The 20,215-nt window shown below is 45.9% G+C and carries 22 protein-coding genes and 2 pseudogenes; 8 read left to right on the forward strand and 16 right to left on the reverse strand.

Translation table 11 applies throughout. The features are described from left to right. Window positions 1-118: 118 nt before the first annotated feature. Together natR and LWH95_RS03360 are read left to right on the forward strand one after the other, a co-directional pair. Window positions 119-820 (forward strand): two-component system response regulator NatR, encoded by a 702-nt coding sequence (gene natR / locus LWH95_RS03355; RefSeq protein WP_003241280.1) that lies wholly within the window; start codon window positions 119-121, stop codon window positions 818-820. A 12-nt stretch (window positions 821-832) separates the two neighbouring features. Continuing rightward, entirely contained in the window at window positions 833-1,789 is a 957-nt protein-coding gene (locus tag LWH95_RS03360) for a sensor histidine kinase (RefSeq protein ID WP_232918954.1), read from the forward strand. Between the two features lie 39 nt (window positions 1,790-1,828). Here the strand turns inward: LWH95_RS03360 and LWH95_RS03365 are convergent, their stop codons facing one another. After that, window positions 1,829-2,908, reverse strand: a complete 1,080-nt coding sequence (locus LWH95_RS03365; RefSeq protein WP_232918955.1) for a helix-turn-helix domain-containing protein — start codon at window positions 2,906-2,908, stop codon at window positions 1,829-1,831. A 233-nt stretch (window positions 2,909-3,141) separates the two neighbouring features. Here LWH95_RS03365 and LWH95_RS03370 point away from each other — a divergent pair, with 233 nt between their 5' ends. Further along, window positions 3,142-3,525: an RDD family protein gene (locus LWH95_RS03370; protein ID WP_225516534.1), complete on the forward strand. Its 384-nt coding sequence runs from the start codon at window positions 3,142-3,144 to the stop codon at window positions 3,523-3,525. A gap of 37 nt (window positions 3,526-3,562) precedes the next feature. On the opposite strand, the gene lipA is transcribed toward LWH95_RS03370, so the two are convergent. After that, window positions 3,563-4,201: a lipase LipA gene (gene lipA / locus LWH95_RS03375; RefSeq protein WP_003241287.1), complete on the reverse strand. Its 639-nt coding sequence runs from the start codon at window positions 4,199-4,201 to the stop codon at window positions 3,563-3,565. 171 nt (window positions 4,202-4,372) lie between these two features. After that, window positions 4,373-5,506, reverse strand: a complete 1,134-nt coding sequence (locus LWH95_RS03380; RefSeq protein WP_232918956.1) for a type II asparaginase — start codon at window positions 5,504-5,506, stop codon at window positions 4,373-4,375. A gap of 218 nt (window positions 5,507-5,724) precedes the next feature. On the opposite strand from LWH95_RS03380, the gene LWH95_RS03385 reads away from it, so the two are divergent. Continuing rightward, window positions 5,725-6,291: a TetR/AcrR family transcriptional regulator gene (locus tag LWH95_RS03385; RefSeq protein ID WP_232918957.1), complete on the forward strand. Its 567-nt coding sequence runs from the start codon at window positions 5,725-5,727 to the stop codon at window positions 6,289-6,291. Between the two features lie 54 nt (window positions 6,292-6,345). After that, complete coding sequence (gene lmr(B), locus LWH95_RS03390; protein ID WP_080010729.1) at window positions 6,346-7,785, forward strand: lincomycin efflux MFS transporter Lmr(B); 1,440 nt, start codon at window positions 6,346-6,348, stop codon at window positions 7,783-7,785. 59 nt (window positions 7,786-7,844) lie between these two features. On the opposite strand, the gene LWH95_RS03395 is transcribed toward lmr(B), so the two are convergent. Next, window positions 7,845-8,957 (reverse strand): aminotransferase class V-fold PLP-dependent enzyme, encoded by a 1,113-nt coding sequence (locus LWH95_RS03395; protein ID WP_232918958.1) that lies wholly within the window; start codon window positions 8,955-8,957, stop codon window positions 7,845-7,847. Between the two features lie 80 nt (window positions 8,958-9,037). Here LWH95_RS03395 and pcp point away from each other — a divergent pair, with 80 nt between their 5' ends. Beyond that, entirely contained in the window at window positions 9,038-9,685 is a 648-nt protein-coding gene (gene pcp, locus LWH95_RS03400; protein WP_232918959.1) for a pyroglutamyl-peptidase I, read from the forward strand. Here the strand turns inward: pcp and tatC are convergent. The 7 genes and pseudogenes from tatC to LWH95_RS03435 all read right to left on the reverse strand — a co-directional run bounded on the left by tatC (window position 9,682) and on the right by LWH95_RS03435 (window position 15,284). Beyond that, window positions 9,682-10,407, reverse strand: a complete 726-nt coding sequence (gene tatC, locus LWH95_RS03405) for a twin-arginine translocase subunit TatC (RefSeq protein WP_019257374.1) — start codon at window positions 10,405-10,407, stop codon at window positions 9,682-9,684. The genes pcp and tatC overlap by 4 nt on opposite strands. Window positions 10,408-10,467: 60 nt before the next feature. After that, on the reverse strand, window positions 10,468-10,680 hold the full coding sequence (tatAD, locus tag LWH95_RS03410) for a sec-independent protein translocase protein TatAD (RefSeq protein ID WP_003223835.1): 213 nt from the start codon (window positions 10,678-10,680) through the stop codon (window positions 10,468-10,470). A gap of 13 nt (window positions 10,681-10,693) precedes the next feature. Continuing rightward, window positions 10,694-12,445: an alkaline phosphatase PhoD gene (phoD, locus tag LWH95_RS03415; RefSeq protein WP_133488614.1), complete on the reverse strand. Its 1,752-nt coding sequence runs from the start codon at window positions 12,443-12,445 to the stop codon at window positions 10,694-10,696. Window positions 12,446-12,463: 18 nt separating this feature from the next. Further along, a pseudogene (locus LWH95_RS03420) lies at window positions 12,464-12,640 on the reverse strand (hypothetical protein). A gap of 79 nt (window positions 12,641-12,719) precedes the next feature. Continuing rightward, a complete protein-coding gene (locus LWH95_RS03425; RefSeq protein ID WP_232918960.1) occupies window positions 12,720-13,451 on the reverse strand; it encodes a vWA domain-containing protein in 732 nt (243 codons plus the stop codon). 83 nt (window positions 13,452-13,534) lie between these two features. Beyond that, entirely contained in the window at window positions 13,535-13,963 is a 429-nt protein-coding gene (gene cwlJ, locus LWH95_RS03430) for a cell wall hydrolase CwlJ (RefSeq protein ID WP_003241308.1), read from the reverse strand. 82 nt (window positions 13,964-14,045) lie between these two features. Beyond that, window positions 14,046-15,284, reverse strand: a complete 1,239-nt coding sequence (locus LWH95_RS03435) for a serpin family protein (RefSeq protein WP_232918961.1) — start codon at window positions 15,282-15,284, stop codon at window positions 14,046-14,048. A gap of 112 nt (window positions 15,285-15,396) precedes the next feature. Here LWH95_RS03435 and LWH95_RS03440 point away from each other — a divergent pair, with 112 nt between their 5' ends. Together LWH95_RS03440 and LWH95_RS03445 are read left to right on the forward strand one after the other, a co-directional pair. Further along, on the forward strand, window positions 15,397-15,783 hold the full coding sequence (locus LWH95_RS03440; RefSeq protein WP_003241312.1) for a YndM family protein: 387 nt from the start codon (window positions 15,397-15,399) through the stop codon (window positions 15,781-15,783). After that, a pseudogene (locus tag LWH95_RS03445) lies at window positions 15,743-15,876 on the forward strand (hypothetical protein). Before LWH95_RS03440 ends, LWH95_RS03445 begins: the two are co-directional and overlap by 41 nt. Here LWH95_RS03445 and LWH95_RS03450 read toward each other — a convergent pair. The 5 genes from LWH95_RS03450 to LWH95_RS03470 all read right to left on the reverse strand — a co-directional run bounded on the left by LWH95_RS03450 (window position 15,837) and on the right by LWH95_RS03470 (window position 20,212). After that, window positions 15,837-16,523 carry an ABC transporter permease gene (locus tag LWH95_RS03450; protein ID WP_148982914.1) on the reverse strand — a complete coding sequence of 229 codons (687 nt, stop codon included), beginning with the start codon at window positions 16,521-16,523 and terminating at the stop codon, window positions 15,837-15,839. The pseudogene LWH95_RS03445 and the gene LWH95_RS03450 sit on opposite strands and share 40 nt — an antisense overlap. An 18-nt stretch (window positions 16,524-16,541) precedes the next feature. After that, window positions 16,542-17,465, reverse strand: coding sequence for an ABC transporter ATP-binding protein (locus LWH95_RS03455; protein WP_232918962.1), 924 nt, complete (start codon window positions 17,463-17,465; stop codon window positions 16,542-16,544). Window positions 17,466-17,559: 94 nt separating this feature from the next. Beyond that, a complete protein-coding gene (locus tag LWH95_RS03460) occupies window positions 17,560-18,495 on the reverse strand; it encodes a HAMP domain-containing histidine kinase (protein WP_232918963.1) in 936 nt (311 codons plus the stop codon). A gap of 1 nt (window position 18,496) precedes the next feature. Then, window positions 18,497-19,177, reverse strand: a complete 681-nt coding sequence (gene ycbL, locus LWH95_RS03465; protein WP_232919013.1) for a two-component system response regulator YcbL — start codon at window positions 19,175-19,177, stop codon at window positions 18,497-18,499. 96 nt (window positions 19,178-19,273) lie between these two features. Beyond that, window positions 19,274-20,212: a DMT family transporter gene (locus LWH95_RS03470; RefSeq protein ID WP_232918964.1), complete on the reverse strand. Its 939-nt coding sequence runs from the start codon at window positions 20,210-20,212 to the stop codon at window positions 19,274-19,276. Window positions 20,213-20,215 lie beyond the last annotated feature (3 nt).

A 20,215-nucleotide genomic window follows, 5' to 3' on the forward strand; every position in this document is an offset into this window, starting at 1 on the left:
CTAGTAATGACTATATACGAAATACTGGATTTGTTGGATAAAGTTGTCGCGAAGAGTTCTTTTTATGTCGCGAAATGGGATAGAATAAAGATGATTCTATGTAACTAGGGGAATGATAATGGTAAAAGTCGGACTTGTCGATGACTATCGAGTAGATTTAGAGAAACTGGAAGCGATTGTATCCAGAATGCAGGATGTCGAAATTGTCTTTTCCACCGATTCAGCGGAGGAAGCCTACAGCCGGGTGAAGACCGGAGACATTGATCTGCTGCTTGCCGATATCGAGATGCCTCATATGTCTGGTTATGAGCTTGCTGATTTGATCAGATCCCATTCGCTTGATGTGGATGTGATTTTCGTCACCGGCAACGGCGGCTATGCCGTTCACGCCTTTGACCTGAATGTCCATGATTATATTATGAAGCCGTACCATGCCGACCGGCTGAACGCTTCCTTCGAACGTTATTTGAAAAAGAAAACGGAAACGAGTTTGAATGGGCGGATATTGATTAAGCAAAAATCTGAAATGCACGTGCTGCAAAAAAAGGATATCATTTTCGCAGAACGGACGGGACGTTCGACGACGATTGTGACAACCGCCGAAGAAGTGCAGACGTATCAAACATTAAATGATATTAAAGGCGATCTGCCGGAGAAGGATTTTCTCCGTTCGCATCGTTCCTTTATTATCAACATTCATTACATAAAACATTTTTCCGCTTATACAAAGCATTCGTTTACGGTTTCCTTTGAGGGAACGCCTAAAAAAGCGATGATCACCAAGCAGCAGCTTGATTATTTTCAAAACTACTATTTTTGAGGAGTTCAGGACGTGATTACCCTTTTTCAATGTCTTTATCTGTTTTTATTTAGTTTCATATTTTATCAGGGGGCTGCTGCTCTTTCGCACAGTACAGCCGTCTCTTGGCTCGCCGCTGCTTTAGGCGCAGCGGCAGCAGGATTGTACCTATGGAAAACGAAGCGGGTGTGGGACCGCTGTTCCTTCCAGCTTTGCGCGTGGATTGCCGTTATCCAATTGATGTCAGCGGCGGCGGTGCTGAATAGCGTGACTATACTGCCGGCATTGTTTGTGATCGTGATATTTGCAGCATGTGAAGGGCTCCGTATCGGACAGTCTGCTTCGCTGGCTAGGTTTTCTGACAAAATTGTTCAGCTGACTCAAGCGGAACAGCATGCCAATCGAATGCTGATGGACGTCAGAAGCCGGAATCACGACACAATGAAGCATATAACAGCGATCCGTTCAGCGCAGTCCAAGGCAGATACACAAGCATATATTCAAAACTGGGCGGATCAGTACAGTCAATATGACCGGTTTTTGAAGGGAGAGAATGCGTACGTTGCAGGAGTGCTTTATGATTTTCTTGAAAAAGCACGTGTTTCAGGTATCACGGTTTCACTGCATATGCATACACCGCTTTCTTCACTTCCGTTTTCACCAGCTGATCAGGTCAGCTTGGTCGGCAACATATTGGAAAATGCGCTCGACAGCGCGGCGGAGACCCAAGAAAAAGCGGAGATTAAGCTGGAAACTTCGCTGCGAAGCGGGCTTTATGTGCTGATTTGTGAAAACAGCACGCCTGGCATGGACCCAAAAGTGCTCGATAGACTGTATCAATCGTTTGGCCGTTCCACGAAAAGCGGCCCTCATGAAGGCATGGGCACGTATATCATTCAAAAACTGGTGAAGAGCGCTTTTGGCAGGCTGGATTTTACCTACCGCCACCCCGTCTTCCGGTTAGAAATCAAAATTCCGTTTCAGAAATAAAAAAACCTTGAAAAGCTCGGCTTTTCAAGGTTTTTTTCATTATGAGGATAACGCTTGTGCAAAACGGTCCGCTTCATCCTGCAGTGTGCTTTCAATTTCTTTGTAACGACTGGAAATCGTTGATGCGCTGACGCCGTATTTTTTTGCCAGTTTGGCTTGAGAAACGGACGCGCCGTTAAGAGAAATCGCATTTACATAATATTCAACTGCCGCCGCAAAAGCTTCCGGTTTTCTGATGACAGGTGATTTTTTCTCGCAGAATGTTTTCCAGATATCAATGACAGCCGGAATCAATTCAGTCGGATACTCATCTCCGCTCAAGCCTTCTTCGATAGCCGCAGCTGTTTCTTTCTCCATGTCGTTTGCCCACTCAACACTGCTTTCTTCCGCTGCTGTCTCTGCTTGCGGCTCTTCATCTTTCTCCGTTAACAGCGCGAACAGAACATTGTTGAATTCCTGCTTCATGAAGTCCTCCGGCGTTTTGCCGTTCTTCACAGCGGCATCCGCATATTTCTTCACCTTGCTGATCAGTGCTTCTGTTCTCTTCACCGGGAAGATCGTGAACTGCATGAAGAATTCCGCTTTTTCCGCTTCGTGGATTGGATATCCGAGAATCAGGCTTCCCACTGGCGGGAGGTCTTGGTTATTGGCGTCCATTTCCACTTCGAATTGTTTTTTCGTAATGACATCTTCAAAGTGAATGACACCTTCTTTCAGGTCTTGCAACAGCAATAAAGCAGGCGTCATGCTCTTCCATGATTCAACGATCTCACGCGTTTTCGGACGAGTGATCGAATCGCCTTTTTTCTGAAGGTACTCTTCGAAGATTGTCTTTTCACCAGCAAGCTGATGGAAGAAGATTCCCCAGATTCCTAAGTTAAATACGCTGATGTCTTTCGTCTGTCTGTCCATAGCAGAAAGAAAATCATGCTGGTTGATAAAGCCTGAAATGCCTTCTCTATGTACTGTGAAGGCATACTCCACTAAGTCTTCCTGAATTTGTTTTGCTTCTTTTGCCGCTAGTTCTGTCGGGAAGTCGACAACTTTACTTCCGCAGCATTTTTTATATTTCTTGCCGCTGCCGCATGGGCAAGGGGCATTTCGTTTCACTTTTCCCACAATAAACCCTCCGAATTCTGTTGTAACTTTTCTATTTTAACAAAAATAACTTCTGAGGGCTTGGTTTCGGGCTAAAAAAGAATTTGGTAATATGATAAGTTGGCTGATGATGTCAATTTACCTATGACTTTTACACCAACTTTTGTGATTTAAGACTTATAACCTATTCCCACTTTAGGCCCTCTTTTTTACAATGGTTAGGTATTTATGTAAAATTTTAAGGAGTGTTTATGTTGGAACCAGCTGGTTTTATGCTGCGCGCCTGCGCTCTTTTACTTGATGTGATCATTGCCGCAGCAGTGATTTTGGCAGCCGGATTTACGTTTGGCGACGGGTCCGCCGGCGTCATTATTATCGCCATATTGATGCTGCTTGTGTATCCTTTGCTGATGCCGCTGACAAATTGGAGGGGTACACTGGGCAAAAAAATCATCGGGCTGCAAATCGTGCGAGACGAAACATATGAAAAAATATCCGTCCCACAGGCGATTGTCCGTTACCTGATAGCGTGGGTGCATGTGTTCTCCCGCCTGATCTATTTGACAGCCGCATTTACGAAGAAAAAACAAGCCGTTCATGATATGGCTGCGAAAACAATTGTGCAGAAAGCAGAATAACCTTGAAGAATAGCATTCTTCAAGGTTATGTATCTCGTTAGTTCGTATTTTGGCCTCCGCCGTTCAGTCCTTCTTTAATCAAGCTGTTGACTTGGCTGTTCATCAATAAACCGATGTGCCCAACACCATGAATTTGAACGTTTTTAGCACCGTCTAATCTTGATAAATAATTCATGACAATCATATCGGCACTGCTGTAAATGGATGTGTATAAAATCTTTTGATTCGGATCTGTTCCTGGGAGCGCCTTGTTTGTCACCAAACGGTTCGCGCCGCCAAGCGTTACGACATTTTCAATTTTATTTCCGCCGTCCAAATTTTTTATGTAGTAAAGTGTGTTCGCGCCCCCCATGCTGTGAGCGACAATATCCACCTTTTTCGCACCCGTTTCATCCAAAACCTTTTGCACAAATCGTGATAATACCGGGCCATTGTTATAATTCGTGCCTGTCTTGTCCCAAAAATCAACCGCATACAGCTTGTCCCGCGACCAGCCTTGAGACGCCAAATAACTCTTAATTCCCGCAAAATTGAATGACGCTCCTCCAATACCGTGAACCATCACGACTGGATTGTGTTCAGCGGCTTTTGCTGACGGCTGCATCGCAAACAGCGATGTGACTGACAGCATCAAAATTGTTACAAGTGCAATGAACTTACTTTTTACAAATTTCATAATATCCTCCTTTTTTTGTAACAAATTCTTCAATTATATTACTTTGCCAAATTAATTAAGTAAAGGGTAATTTTTACTTAATTTTAATGAGATTTTAAGGTTCAGAGGAAATTTTGCTGTTTTTTGATCCTGAAATGCCCAAAAAAAGAAGGCCTATTCGCCTTCTTTTCTTTAATACTCATTGAAATAAGCTTGGATCTTGTGTGGATCGTCTGTTTTGGTGAGCGCCAGCATCAGCAATATCCGTGCTTTTTGCGGGTTTAAAGAGTTCGATGCCAGCAGGTCTTTTTCCGCATAGTCTTGGTTTGGTGTCACGGCACCATTTCCCGTACGGGTTGAGCGCACCACAGTGACGCCTTTTTTGACTGCGCTGACCGCTCCTTTTTCGGCTGCGTCAGATAAAGACCCGTTCCCAGAACCAGCATAGACAATCCCTTTTGCTCCGGCTTTCACAGCCGCGTCAAACAGGTAGCTTCCGTCATTTTGGTATCCGTACATAATATCTACTTGCGGCAGCTGATCAAGATTAGAAACTGAGAAATCGGTATCCTTCGTATGCCTGCGGGTGATTTCATTATTAAAATAGATATCATCAGCTATCGTTCCGACGTATCCCATTTCTTCTGATTTAAATGTATCCGTTGCGGTTGTGTTTGTTTTGGTCACATAGCGGGCTGAGGCAATGCGGTCGTTAAGAACGACGAGCGCCCCTTTTCCTTTTGCCTCAGGTGTGCCTGCCACTTTAACTGCATTGTACAGGTTAGACGGCCCGTCGGCGCTGATGGCTGTTGACGGTCTCATAGAACCGACAACAACAACCGGTTTATCGCTTTTCACAGTGAGGTTCAAAAAATAAGCTGTTTCTTCCAATGTATCGGTTCCATGGGTCACGACGATTCCATCTACATCATCTGAAGCGAGCAATTTGTTAATGCGTTTCGCCAGCTTCAGCAATATTTTATTATCAATGTTTGTGCTGCCGACGTTAACAATCTGCTCGCCGCTGATGTTCGCAATGTCCTTCATTTCCGGAACCGCCTCGATCAGTGATTCAACGCCGACGACACCTGATTTATATTCAGTGGTCGAGGTTTTCGATTTATCGGCCCCTGCAATCGTGCCTCCTGTCGCTAAAATTTTAATGTTTGGCCGGTCCTTTTTTCCAGAGGCGGAAGCCGAAGAGACTTTTTGCGTCTGCGGTTTTTCTTTCGGGGATTCTTTTGTTTCAGGAGATTGTGAGCATCCGGTAAAAGCCAGCAATAGTGCGGTAAAAAGAGTGAGTATGAGCAATCGTTGTTTTTTCATCTGTTTCTCTCCTTACGTCCTTATGATGTTTAATGATTGAATATTTTATTTATTCAGTCAAAAAACGTGTCAGCTTTTCTCTCTGCTTTTTTCAAGTTGTCATATACTTCTTTTTTTGTTTTTTCATACAAAGAATTTTTCTTGACAACTGATGGTTGAATCAAGATAATAGACCAGTCACTATATTTTTGATTGCAATTCAGTAAGGTGGGAATGTTATGGGTTATGGAGATTCCCGTGAAAAAATCCTTTCGGCAGCTACCCGGCTTTTTCAGCTGCAGGGGTATTACGGCACGGGGCTGAACCAGATTATAAAGGAAAGCGGAGCGCCTAAAGGTTCTCTTTACTACCATTTTCCGGGCGGTAAAGAACAGCTGGCGATCGAAGCAGTGAATGAGATGAAGGAATATATCCGCCAGAAAATCGCGGACTGCTTGGAAGCCTACAACGATCCAGCGGAAGGCATTCAAGCCTTTTTGAAGGAGCTCTCCTGCCAATTTTCATGCACGGAAGACATTGAGGGCTTGCCTGTCGGCTTGCTTGCGGCTGAAACGTCATTAAAAAGCGAACCGTTGCGGGAAGCCTGCCATGAAGCCTACAAAGAGTGGGCCCTAGTGTATGAGGAAAAACTGCGGAAGACAGGCTACAGCGAGAGCCATGCTAAGGAAGCCGGCACCGTAATTAACGCGATGATTGAAGGCGGTATTCTTTTATCTTTGACGGCAAAAAACAGCACACCGCTCCTTCAAATCTCCAACCGCATTCCTGGTCTGCTGAAGAGATAAAAATGACATACTTATACAAGCTGAATGAATACATTCAGCTGACAGAGAGGGGTAATAATTTTGGAAACAGCAGCTAAAGCATCTCAGCAATACAAAGTGATGCCGATTATGATTTCCTTGCTGTTGGCCGGTTTTATCGGCATGTTCAGTGAAACGGCCCTGAACATTGCGTTAACCGATCTTATGAAGGAATTGAACATTACAGCGGCAACCGTTCAATGGTTAACCACAGGCTACCTGCTTGTACTCGGTATCCTCGTTCCTGTATCAGGATTGCTATTGCAGTGGTTCACAACAAGACAGCTTTTTATCGTATCGCTTATCTTTTCTATCATAGGCACGTTGATCGCGGCGCTTGCGCCAAGCTTCTCGTTTTTATTAGCGGCGAGGATCGTTCAGGCACTCGGAACCGGGCTTTTACTGCCGCTGATGTTTAACACGATCTTGGTGATTTTCCCGCCTCATAAACGGGGCGCGGCGATGGGAACGATCGGGCTTGTCATTATGTTCGCGCCCGCCATCGGCCCGACTTTCTCCGGATTGGTTCTGGAGCATCTCAACTGGCACTGGATTTTCTGGATCTCTCTTCCGTTCCTAGTGCTGGCGCTTGTTTTCGGTATTGCATACATGCAAAATGTATCTGACATTACAAAACCGAAAATTGATGTTTTGTCTATCATTCTGTCGACGATTGGTTTCGGCGGCATTGTGTTCGGATTCAGCAACGCGGGTGAAGGCTCCGGCGGATGGTCCAGCCCGACTGTGATCGTCTCACTGATTGTCGGCGTTGTCGGTCTTATCCTATTTTCAATCCGCCAGCTGACGATGAAGCAGCCGATGATGAACCTCCGTGCATTCAAATACCCGATGTTTATTTTGGGTGTTATTATGGTGTTCATTTGCATGATGGTCATCCTTTCGTCTATGCTGCTTCTGCCGATGTATCTGCAAGGCGGCTTAGTCCTGACGGCATTTGCTTCTGGTCTTATTCTCTTGCCGGGCGGCATTTTAAACGGATTTATGTCCCCCGTTACAGGCCGTTTGTTCGACAAATACGGACCGAAATGGCTTGTCATTCCCGGATTTGTGATTGTTACTGTTGTCCTTTGGTTCTTCTCAAACATCACGACCACTTCAACGGCTGCGTTGATTATCATCCTGCACACTTGCTTGATGATCGGGATCTCTATGATCATGATGCCTGCGCAGACAAACGGTTTAAACCAGCTTCCGCGCGAGTTTTATCCAGACGGCACCGCCATCATGAACACGCTGCAGCAAATGGCGGGCGCTATCGGAACAGCGGTTGCGGTCAGCATTATGGCTGCAGGCCAGCATGATTATATGAGCACAGTCAAAAACCCTGCCGATCCGTCAGTCATCCCGCAGGCTTTGACAGCGGGCGTGCAGCACGCGTTTGTGTTTGCGATGATTGTTGCGATTATCGGTTTAATTGGCGCTTTCTTCTTGAAGCGGGTTAAAGTCGACCATTAATATGAAAAGCCCCTGATCACAAGGTCAGGGGCTTTTGTATGTTTACATGTGATCCGCAATCAGCGCGCGGCTAAAACCGCTGCGATTTCATCAATCGCATGACGCAATTCATCCTTCGTGTTATAAAAGTGAGGAGCGAGACGGATGACAGTGTCCCGCGGCGCGCAAATCACTTTTTTCTTCCTCAGCAGCGCCGCCGTTTCTGATGCCTGCTCATCCCGAATCGCAACCATGCCCGGCTGCTCTCCCGCTGATGCTATCGCTAGCTCCAGGCCTTTTTCAGCAGCATATTGAACTGCATCGGCACAGATCATTTTTACATGTTCCCGGATATGAGAAACCCCGATATGATTCAGCAGTGATAAAGCCGCTGCCGCTGCGTATACGCTGATAAAAGCAGGGGTGCCTGTCTGAAAACGCCGCGCGCCTTTCGCATAAGAGGCGCCATCCCCGTTTTCCCGCCCGAACCAAGCAGATGATTTTGGCTTCAGTGCATCCGCCAGCTCCTTTCTCACATAAAGAAATGCCATGCCCGGTATGCCGAGCAAATACTTTCGGGTGCCTGCCGCCAGCATATCTACGCCCCACGCCTTCACGTCAATGGGAATGTGCCCCGCTGATTGATAAGCATCCACAAATAACAAAGAACCTTTTCTCTTAGCGAGGGCTGCGATGGCCTTTACATCCTGAATGCTGCCGTCACGGTAATGAACGTGCGGAACACATGTCAGCACTGTCTCATCCGTAATATGCGTTTCATATTGTTCGAGCGGCAGCTCACCGTCTATTGAAGGGATCACAGATACGTTATAATCGGATTGTGCCTGCAAAATATGAGACACAGCCGGAAAATCCATCTCTGTATACACAACATGCTTCTTTCTGAAAACAGACAAGGATGATGCTGCAGAAACCAGCGCATCAGAAACTGACGGCACAATCGCAATTTCATCCGGTTCAGCCCCTATCAGCTTTGCAAACTCGATTCTGGCACTCTCTGTTTTTTCGATCGCTTCATTCCAGTTCGTCCCCATGTGCAGCAGGCTGTCATGATAGTCTTTGATCGCCCTTGATACAGGCTCTGCCAACGCGCTCTGTGAGCAGCTGGCAAGCATGGTATGTGTCTGCACGATTGGGAACAGCTGGCGATACTCCTGCGGCAAATGCTCCATTGTGATTCACTCCTTTTCATTATTTTGATGAAAAACCCATAAATAAACAATAGAATAAAAGGAAAAAAGGAGATGGGAAGATGAGAAAAAAAGTGCTGATCACAGGCTTCGACCCTTTTGACAAAGAAACCGTCAATCCATCATGGGAAGCGGCGAAACGGCTGAATGGCTTCGAGACGGATGAAGCAATCATCACAGCAGAACAAATTCCGACTGTTTTTAGAACCGCTTTGGACACTCTGCGGCAAGCCATTCAGAAGCATCAGCCGGATATCGTGATTTGTGTCGGCCAAGCCGGAGGGCGAATGCAGGTCACGCCGGAACGGGTGGCGGTCAACCTTGCAGACGCGCGCATCCCTGATAATGAAGGACAGCAGCCGATTGATGAAGAGATTTCTCCTGAAGGCCCCACCGCTTACTGGACAGGACTTCCCGTTAAACGAATAGCTGCAAAGATGAAGGAAAACGGCATTCCTGCCGCGGTTTCCTATACAGCGGGCACATTTGTATGCAACTATTTGTTCTACGGGTTAATTGATCACATTAGCCGTACATCCCCGCACATTCGCGGCGGGTTTATTCATATCCCTTACATTCCTGAGCAAACCATCGACAAAACAGCGCCGAGCCTCAGTCTGGACATGATTGTCCGAGCGTTAAGGATCGCCGCTGTTACGGCCGCACAGTATGATCAGGATTTGAAATCACCAGGCGGTACGCTGCATTAAGCGGCCGCCGTTTCGCTCGTCAGCCTTTTTTTGTAGACAAACGCCGATAGGGTGACACTTACTTCAAACAGGACAAGCAGCGGGATCATCACGAGAAAATCAGAAATAAAATCAGGCGGTGTAATCAATATGGACACGACGATCAGCAGAAAATAGGACAGCTTTCTCGCTTTGGCCAGCCTGTAGGGATTTAAGATGCCCAATCTTGTTAAGAACATCACCACCAAAGGCATTTCAAACAGAAAGCCGAACGGCAGGCTCAAATTCACCATAAACCTGAAATAGCGGTCAGCCGTAAACATCGTTTCAAAATGGCCGGAAGACAAATGAGTCAAAAAGCTTAGCACGATCGGAAACAAGACGAAGTATCCAAAGGAGATGCCCGCCAAAAACAATGCAAACAACCCGGGTATGTACATGAGCGTCACCCTGCGCTCTGTTTTCGTGAGCGCCGGCGCAACGAAACGCCACAGCTGGTACGCGGCAACAGGGATGGAAGCCGCAATGGCACAAATGCCGGCAAGCATCATATACACCCAGAGGATTTCACTCGGGCCAAGTACAGCCAGCTTTCCGTCCAAATCTCTGATCAGCCAGTCATAAATGTCCTGCACAAACAAAAAAGCCGTGATGAGAAATAGAAGAAATGCCGCGAGGGTCACAATAATCCGGCGGCGAAGCTCTTCTAAATGCCCGATCAAATGGGTTTCTTTTTTATCCATTCAAAAAAGCCCTCCCTTTCATAAAAAAAGAGGCAGACCCGGTGTCTGCCTCATCAGCACTCAGCCCGCGTTTTTGTCCTGCTTTACCGCTGTCAGCTCAGCTGATTTTTCTTCTTTTTCATCACCAGACACAAGTGATTTTGTGGCGCTTTTAAATTCCAGCAGTGTCCGTCCGGCTGCACGCCCGATTTCCGGCAGCTTGGAAGGGCCAAAAATAATGAGGGCGATGACAAAGATCAGAATCAAGCCCGGTATACCAATGTTTGAAAACATGTTTTTTCACTCCTTATTTCGTGATTTTTGCCCGTTTCTTAATCATTTGTTTTTCGTGGGCTTTGTTGTGAGCAAAGAAACGATCCTCCTCGACCTCATCGGATTGCTTCACACCGCCTTGGATCGTTGTCGATGATACCTTTCTCAACCCGGTTTGATCTTTCTGGTAAACGAATGAAGCACGTGTTGAAATGGCTGCGCCCGGCTCTGTCACAAACGGTATCACCCGGTAATCAGCTTTCCATTGGTGAGGCGTCACTGTACAGCGGACATAGCCGCGATAATCGTTAAAGAACTTGATATGCGGATTTTCCTTTAAAATTTGATCAGTATCCGCCCGCTTATCCGCTCCGTTTCCTCCGGATGTGATTGAGGTGCCGACAAATTCAGCTCCGAAAATTTTTGAGCTTGTTTTATTAAAATCGACATGCAGATTCGATGCCCAGCTTGCGTGTACATCTCCTGTCAGCACGACAACGTTATTTAGATTTTTGCTATTAATGAAATTGACGACCCGTTCGCGCTGAGCCGGGTAGCCGTCCCACGAATCCATGCTGTAGATCGGGCTTGCACTTGTCCCGAAATTCCACTTCGCAAAGAAAATCTGCTGCGCCAGCACATTCCAGTAGGCAGTCGAGCTGCTCAAATTGTTGAAGAGCCACTGCTCCTGTTCTTTTCCTAACAGAGTCCGATTCGGATTGAGCGATTCATCAGAAGGCGGCTTATTGCCGTCGTTATTGGCTTGGTCATCCCTGTACTGGCGGGTATCAAGGACATTGAAGGACGCCAGGTTTCCGTAGTTAAAGTGCCGGTACAGCTGCATATCCGGGCCATTCGGCAGAGAGGAGATGCGGAGCGGCATATGTTCATAGTACGCCTGATACGCAGCCGCACGGCGGAGCACGAATGCTTCAACCGACTGTCCTTTTTCCGGTATTTTATTGGCGTAGTTGTTTTCCACTTCATGGTCATCCCACGTCACAACCCAAGGGAACGCTGCATGAGCAGCTTTTAAATTGGCGTCAGAACGATATTGGGCATGGCGGTTCCGATAGTCTTGCAGCGTAATGATTTCCGCGCTGCTGTGCGTGCGGACATTGCCTGTTTTTGATACATATTCATTTGGGCCGTATTCATATATGTAATCACCGAGATGGAAGACAAGATCAAGTTTTTCCTTCGCCATATGCTTGTAGGCTGTATAATATCCATGCTCATATTGCTGGCAGGAAGCAAACGCAAAGGTCATTTTCTCCACATTGGCGCCAGGGGCAGGAAGCGTTTTTGTTTTTCCGACAGGGCTTAGTTCATGACCGGTTTTGAAACGGTAATAGTACACTTTGTTTGGTTCAAGCCCGTCCGCTTCCACGTGAATGGAGTGGGCGAGACTTGGTTTGGCCATTTCAGTGCCCTTTCTCACGATCTTGCGGAAATGCTCATCCTTTGCGACCTCCCATTTGACTGGGACCGCCTGATTCGGCATTCCCCCTCCGTTCAGCGGATCTGGCGCCAGGCGCGTCCAAAGCACGACACTGTCAGAAAGCGGATCTCCAGACGCGACCCCTAATGTAAACGGATAGCTCGAGAACTTAGGCGCAGCATTTACTTCAAATGCACCAACTGACTGAGCAATGGTTAATCCAAGAGAAAGTCCTGCAATCTTCCCCGCTCCTTGAATAAATTTGCGGCGGTCAAACGTACTGTTTTGAAAGCTTTCCTCTTTTAGTTTCTGTACCCATTCATCAAAACGACTGTCGTATGCCATTCAAGATCCCCTCTCTTCTCATTGATCGCCTCCATTATAGGGAATCATTGTTAAATGGCTGTGAAGAAGTGTGAACCGATTGTAAGCGCTGAACTACAGAAACAGGTCTTCACTCACAAGCCTGCCGCTGAAACATGCCGAAAGCTGGCTAAACGGCGCGTTTTCTGCATATTCTGTCGTTTGCAAGCCGCCCATTTGGACTATTTTTCTTCACATGATCTTAAAAAAACAAAAACACCGAGCCATTTCGCAAAATGACTCAGTGCCGTATCAGTTATTTCAAAAACAATCGGCTGAAAAAGCCCTTCTTTTTCGGCTTTTCAGCAGGAGGCTCTTGATCTCTTACAATTCCTTTTTCCTTCGCTTCTTTCAGCCAAAATGGAAATTCAGCAAGCAGAGCGTCGTAAAGCTCATCATCAGAAATGCGATCAATCTCTTCGATATGCAGGAAGTTTGTGTTATCAACTGCACGTCCTTCTAACGTATCCAATGTATTGAGAAAATCGAAGTTTCCGTTTTCGATGCCGACAAACTGCCAAAACACCGGTTTATCAGAGGAAGCTTCAATGATCGGTTTGATCGACTTTTTACAGCCTCCGTCATTGATAAAAACGATGAAAGCGGGATATGAACTCGGTTCCTCCGCAACATATTTGCGCAGCACGTCTTTCATGACCGGCGGCTCATCATTTCTGCCGAATTTATGCAGACGGTCATTATTCAAAATTTCACGATCAACATAGCCCGAAAAATCTTTTTCAGAGACTGGCTTTAATCGGGAGAATTCATTATCATACACCCATACATCCAGCAAGCCGTTATCATCAAACTGATCAGCCACTGCCAAAATCCGTTCCACCACGTTTTGAACCGTTCCGTTTTTGTAGAGTGTTCTCATTGAACCCGTAATATCAAGCACCAGTCCGACACGAGCCGTCACCTTCGTTAATTGCTTTTTCTCCAGTACGATCTTTACGCTTTTCTTTTGCAGGTCGATTGTTGCCATTCTGTCATCTCCGTCAGCTCTTTTTTCTCCATTGTATATCTTTTCAAAGAAAAACACCGTTCAATTTGAACGGTGTCCTGTCTCTAAAATGTGTTATATACATTTTCACACGTTTCCGCTGTCGGCTGATAAAAGCAGTGTGACTTAAATCTGGCCACAAACGGCTGGTTATACCACTGGGATGGACAGTTTCCCTCCGGCCTGAAGTACCACAAACTAAATTTTGCAGGCCAGCGCCTTTCACCGTTTATTGACCGGCGTGCCAGGCTCCGCTCGCTTTCCCGTGCTCTTTGATAAAAATATCCATGAGTTACAGCCTCAAACGCGTGCGGCTGAAAAATCATCTGCCTGATGGTCCGGAGGCCTTTAAAATCTGAGCAATTTGCCCGCAGCCGATTGATTCCCACGTTGCCTACAAGCAACATCCCCTGCTTGCCTTCGCCTTCCGCTTCTGCTCTGAGCAGCCTTGCCAGCAAATCGACATCCGCACTCGTTGCTTTCACGACCGCCATCACGTCACCTCCCCTTGATCTCCCTTCATCATATTTCATTACTTCAAAAGTGATGACGGAGGGACAAGAGAAGTTTTTAAATTTATTCATTCGGATTTGCGACAAAGCCTAAAAACAACAGGCATTTTGTTTGTTCATCTGTGATGATAAAGAAAAATGGGCTATCCGCCGTCAAGGTAACATCTGGCGTGAGTGCGGACTCAACAATTTCAGCTGACGAGGCAGCCGCAGCCTCGGTTCCTGCTTCATCCACCTTGATAAATGTATGGTGATTCACATCATCGATCGAAACACCGCGGCCATCAGTAAACATGCTGGAAAAGTCAGCATCAGAAAAGACGGATTTCATCCCCATATCGCGAAGAGCATGTTTTACGTTATACTTTCCTTTCAGCGTAAAACGGGGCAGGCTCAGCTCTACTGTTTTTGGCTGAAATGCGCTGTCCCATGCTTTTATGTTTTGATACGTGAAGAGAGACAAGAAAGAAGCCGGCTTTTTCTTCGGCAGAAATAAAGTGAAAGAAAGATGTTGATCTTCATATGGAAGCTTGACTGCTTGGAACAGTTCACTTTCTAGGTATTCGAGGCGTGCAGTCTGCTTCATCAGCAGCAGTTTTTTGGCCGATCCGTCAGGCAGAAAAAAATGCTCCTCAGCGGTCACATGCTGGTCAAACGGCAGCGCCCACTTTTCTTGAAAGTAAACGGCGTTTACCAAAAGAGAAACAGCTTCCGGCGAAAGATGATCCGCTATGTCGTCAATATGCCCTTTTGTTTGGTGGGCCGTCCACTGATTGATCGAGTCCTCCGCGGTCTGAATATTGTCATCCATTTTAAAGATACTGCCGGAGAAGAATTGATTAATCGTTTGTTTAAAGTCTGGCTTGGCTTCAAGCCTTGTCCATACAGCATTGGCCGTCAGCAGATCACCTTCAGGCAAAGACTCAAACCTTTTCATGAGCGCCAACGATGACTCATTTATGGCGCGATCATGAATGTCCGACAAATATAGAGCAGCTTTCATTTCTTTTAATGTATCTCCCTCCGCTCCATTTGCAGCCATCAGCAGCACTTGCTGCAAGCTGTATGGGGAGATCAGCAGATTGTCCGTGAATCCGTCTTTATCTGACATGTTTTGAAACAACACGGTTCCGAATATACGCTCCGCTTCAATAAAACCCTCATGAATGTCGTAAGCTTTGTTTTTTGCAGCATCAGATGAAGCAGGTGATTGAGCAGATGATGCCGGTTCTTCAGCAGGTGGTTTGCATCCGCCCCCGAAAAGCATAAACATCAGCAGCACTGTGAACATCTTTCCTTTCATACAAGCGATTCACTTCCTTTACATGGACTGTAAAAACACAATCTAAGGTTTAACTTTCTGCATTTGAGGAATCATACATAACAAATCGAATCACAGAAGGAGGTACTTTGGAATGACACATGTGAAAGCGCTCGCGATTAAAGGTATTATGACGATTATTGTGTTGTATCTAGTGCTTGGTTTGGGCTTTGGTTTCACATTTGGTGATACGCTCTTAATGACGATTGTGTTAGGGGTTGTTTCTTATTTGCTGGGCGATCTTTATGTATTGCCGAGATGGAATAATATGATTGCGACGTTAGCTGATTTCGGTCTGGCCTTTCTCGTCATTTGGCTGATGGGCATGCCGCTTTCTATGGGGATGACTGGCGGTGAAGTTGCATTGGCGGCTTTATTCGGCGCGATCGCCATGGCAATCGGTGAATATTGCTTCCACTTCTATATGATGAGCAAAGAGATTGGCAAGAAGCATTATCTTGAAACAAGAACAGATTCATAGTAGAAAGGCCGGTGCTGGCAGCATCGGCCTATTATGATATTGGGCGCCTTTGTTTACGCATCCTGCTTGTCTGCGTTCCTGATCGCCATGTAGGAAAAAACCAAACCAAAAGCCGCTAAAGATAATGGGATATAAACAACAGACGAAATGGAGAAACCCGGGCTTGTTGAACTGATGAGCATAACAATCACTACAGACGAAATGATGGTTGCCGGAACCGAGTGTTTACGCATCCCAAAAAAGATGGGAACTAAACTGGTTCCAGCGGCGCCAAAAGCGAAAACCGCCATTTTTATGGCCTGCTGAGAAATGATCTCGGAAGTAAGCTCTCCCGGTATGAAATGGTAGATCGAGTTCAGCCAAAAGAAGCCGGTGGCAATGAGTATGTTCGAAAGTAAAATCGTGATAAACGTCAGTCCGCCCGCAATCATGAGCTTAGCAGTGAGCAGTTTCTTACGGCTGATCGGGTACGTAAACATCACAAGAATGGTTTTGTTTTTATATTCCGAAATCACCAATTTTGCGATCAGCACTGCGCCAAAAACGATAAATACCGCTCTGACAAAAGTGCCGATGATGAGAAACGCTTCCTCCATGCTTTGGAACGAAACCCCGCCCTCGGCTTTTTCTGAATAACTGATCAGCCACAAAAAGCCCATGATGATCAGGTTGGCAATGAGAACACCTCTGACATACCAGCCCACCTTCATTTTTCTTAATTCAATTTTGATCAAATTCATCAACGTGTCTCTCCTCCTTTACGCACTGATGCTATTGCCGTTGATCAAGTTGATAAAATAATCCTCCAGCGACGTATACTTTTTGTTCATTGATTCAATGTCTACATCATTTAAAATCAACGCTTTGGATATGGCAGCCTGAGAGGCTTCAGTCTCGTAAATTCGAATCGTTTTCTCATTTAACATTTTAAAGTTAGTTAAATGCAGCTCTTTCTCCAGCACAAAGCAGGCCTTTGTCTGATTCGGCGTGACAAGCTCGATATATTCAGTGTTCTGGCCTCTGATATCTTCCATTGACACCTCTTCAAGCAGCCTGCCGTCCCGAATGACACCGATCGTGTCCGCAATTTGTTCGATTTCACTCAGCAAGTGGCTTGAAATCAGCAGCGTCATACCGTACTCTTTGCTCAGCACTTGAAACAGTTGCCTGATCTTTTTAATGCCGATAGGGTCAAGACCATTCACCGGCTCATCCAAAATGAGCAGGTCCGGCTTCGTGAGGATGGCACGCGCAATCCCAAGGCGCTGCTTCATACCGAGCGAAAATGTTTTGACGGGCTTCTTGTCGATTTGTTTTAAATTCACCATATCCAGCACTTCTTGAATGGCTTTTTTATTGTGGTACCCCATGTATTCACAATGCAGATCTAAATTTTCTGCAGCTGACAGGTTTTCATAAAAAATCGGATATTCAATCATGCTGCCGATGTTCCCCAGCACCTCGTATGACGTGTGGGTGAGCTTATTTCCTAGGATGCTGATTTCACCGCTTGTCGGTTTGACAAGACTCGTCAGCATTTTCATAATGGTTGTTTTCCCTGCTCCGTTTGGGCCGAGAAAGCCATAGATTTCGCCTTTTTTAATATGCATGCTGACATTGGAGACGACTTCTTTGCCCTCATACGTTTTGGTCAGTCCGTTTGTTTGTACGATATAAGTCAACTTTGTTTCTCCTTCCCTCTCTTTTCCTGTTTTCTATTGTAGAGGCGGGCCCTGTCATTTTTATTTCTCAAATCTTAAGAAATTCTTACGTTTGTTAATATGTCATGCGTTTCAATGTGATCGTAAATGCAGTCCGTTCGTACGGCTTGCTTTGAACGGATATGGCGCCTCCCATTTTTTCTATAAGCCGTTTCGTGATGGTTAAACCGAGACCGCTTCCTTGAAATGCTTTATTTCTTGATTCTTCAAGTGTGTACAGCCTCTCAAACACACGGTGCTGATCGGTTTCACTGATCCCTTTTCCCCGATCCCATACGGTGACGGCGATGTTCGTTTCATCATACGACAGCGTCATGCCGATAAACTTACCGGCCGCGCCATATTGAATCGCATTGGATAATAGGTTTTGCAAGATTCTGTCCAATGCCTCTTCATTCGCCTGCGCATACACCGGCGTATCCGGGATTTCGATGGCAGCTTGAAAGCCTTTTGACTGAACAGCGTCATAATAGTGCAGGATATTTCGTTTGCATATGTCGTTCATATGTATTTTGGTGATCGGGATGTCTTTATCTTCAGATTCTAATTTGGCTAAATCAAAAAAGGAGTTGATCATTTGAATGAGTTCATTTGTTTTCTGGCGGAGCTTCCCCAGCAATCTTTCCCGCTCTTCGTCCGGCATGTCCGGGTCACTTTGAATCGTTTCGATATAGCCAAGAATGACCGTTAACGGCGTTTTAAGATCGTGCGACATGTTGGTCAGCATCCGCTTCATGGAGTGCTCTGTTTTGGCAAACCGGGCGCTGATCTGCTGACGATTCTCAACGAAAAGGTTGATGTTAACAAGCAGGTCTTTGAGTACCTGATCGTCTGTATGAAGCAAAATTTGCCCTGCCGAATCCCGGTTGAGCATGGCGCCAAGCTGTTCTGCCATGTACGCCAGATTTCCGTCCCGCTTCTTTTTCATCATGAATTGAATCACATTCAGACACGCCAGAACGATGACAGCGGCCATCCATAACACTGTCATTCTAAAACTCTCCTAATTTATAACCGATGCCCCATAACGTTTTAATGTATTGTGGAGAAGAGGGGTCATCTTCAATCTTTTCTCTGAGCCGCCGCATATGTACGTTAATGATATTTTGATCGTCAAAGTACTCGTTATTCCAGACGGAACGGTAGATCTGTTCTTTCGTAAACACTTTTTTAGGATTTGCCGCAAATAGGCACAACAGCTGCCATTCTGTTGACGTCAGCTGAAGCGGCTTCCCATTTTTCATAACTGAGACATTGTCTATATCTATCGTAAGCTGGTGAATCCGGATCACCTTCTTCTCAGCCGGTTCCTCCGCCGAATATTGCGTCGCCCGCCTTATCGCGGCTTTTACTCTGGCTGTCAGCTCAATCATCGAAAACGGTTTGGCGATATAATCATCCGCCCCAAATCCCAGTCCCAATGCCTTGTCCACATCTCCGTCTTTTGCCGAAATCATTAAAACCGGAACGTTGCTTTTTTCACGGATGATTTTCAGAAAATCCATGCCGTTCAGCTTCGGGAGCATGATATCAAGCAAAATCAAATCGTATGAATCCTGCTGAAACAGCCGGATGCCTTCTTCACCGTCGAAGGCATGTACCATCTCAAAGCCTTCTTTTGTTAAATAATGATCCACCATTTCACTAATTGAATGGTCGTCTTCTACTAGCAATATGCTTTGCATTCTCTCACCTAACCTTTGCAAAATCAAAAAACACACACGTGATTACACTTATTGTAATTGAAAAACGTGTGTGTTTTACAAAAATTATTCATTTTTACCTGTTTTCAGTTTTCTATATTCCATGCCCGTTATGATAATAAATACGGCTGCGCATCCAATCGTTTGAGTAAGCTGGAGCCGCTCACCGAGAAATAAGGCTCCAAAGAAAATCGTCAGGACAGGCCCTGCCATTGAAATAGTGGCAGCTCGCATTGCCCCGATTCGTTTTATGCCCTCAAGCATCAGCACAAATGGAATCACAGTGGAGACGACTGCGATGAACACAAACAAACCGTACACAGCAACCGGATATGCTGTCATTGGCGTATTCATGCCGATCGCCGCCTTTATGCCTGTGTAAAGCATCATGACCGCTCCGGCTGCTGTCATCCCGTAAGCATTGAGTCGGATGCCGCCGATTTGATGGACGAGACGCCCGGAAAGGACAAGATAACCTGCATAAACGGCCGAGGATAACAAAATGAATACAGATCCAATCATATTCGCCTGAAAAAGCTCAGCATTCCAGCCGCCGAGCGCAAAGAAAAAACCGATCATGACCATCAGCGCTGCGAAAAGGTCTTGGATGGAAACCATTTTCCGGTCACGACACGCGTTGAATCCGATCATAAACACCGGATAGCTCATCAGCAAAATACGCTCAACCATTGCGGATACATGGTTCAGCCCGATAAAATCAAACAAGGGAGACAGAAAAAAACAAAACACTCCCGCGACACACGCCCTCCATAGATCCCCTTTTTTCATACCGTCTGGGATTGGCGGACGGTATAACAAAAAAATCAGCCAAAACAGCGGAACAGCAAACAGCTGCCTGTATAACAATACCGCGTCTGGCTCAGCACCCATTTCATATGCGCATTTAATCCAAATCGACTTAGATGCAAAACAAACCGTTCCGATCAGCAAAAAAACCGTCCCTGCCGATGCCTTGGGAATCTCACTCTGCTCTTCTAATCTCATCTC

This window comes from Bacillus sp. G16 (assembly GCF_021282335.1).
Lineage (GTDB): Bacteria > Bacillota > Bacilli > Bacillales > Bacillaceae > Bacillus > Bacillus inaquosorum.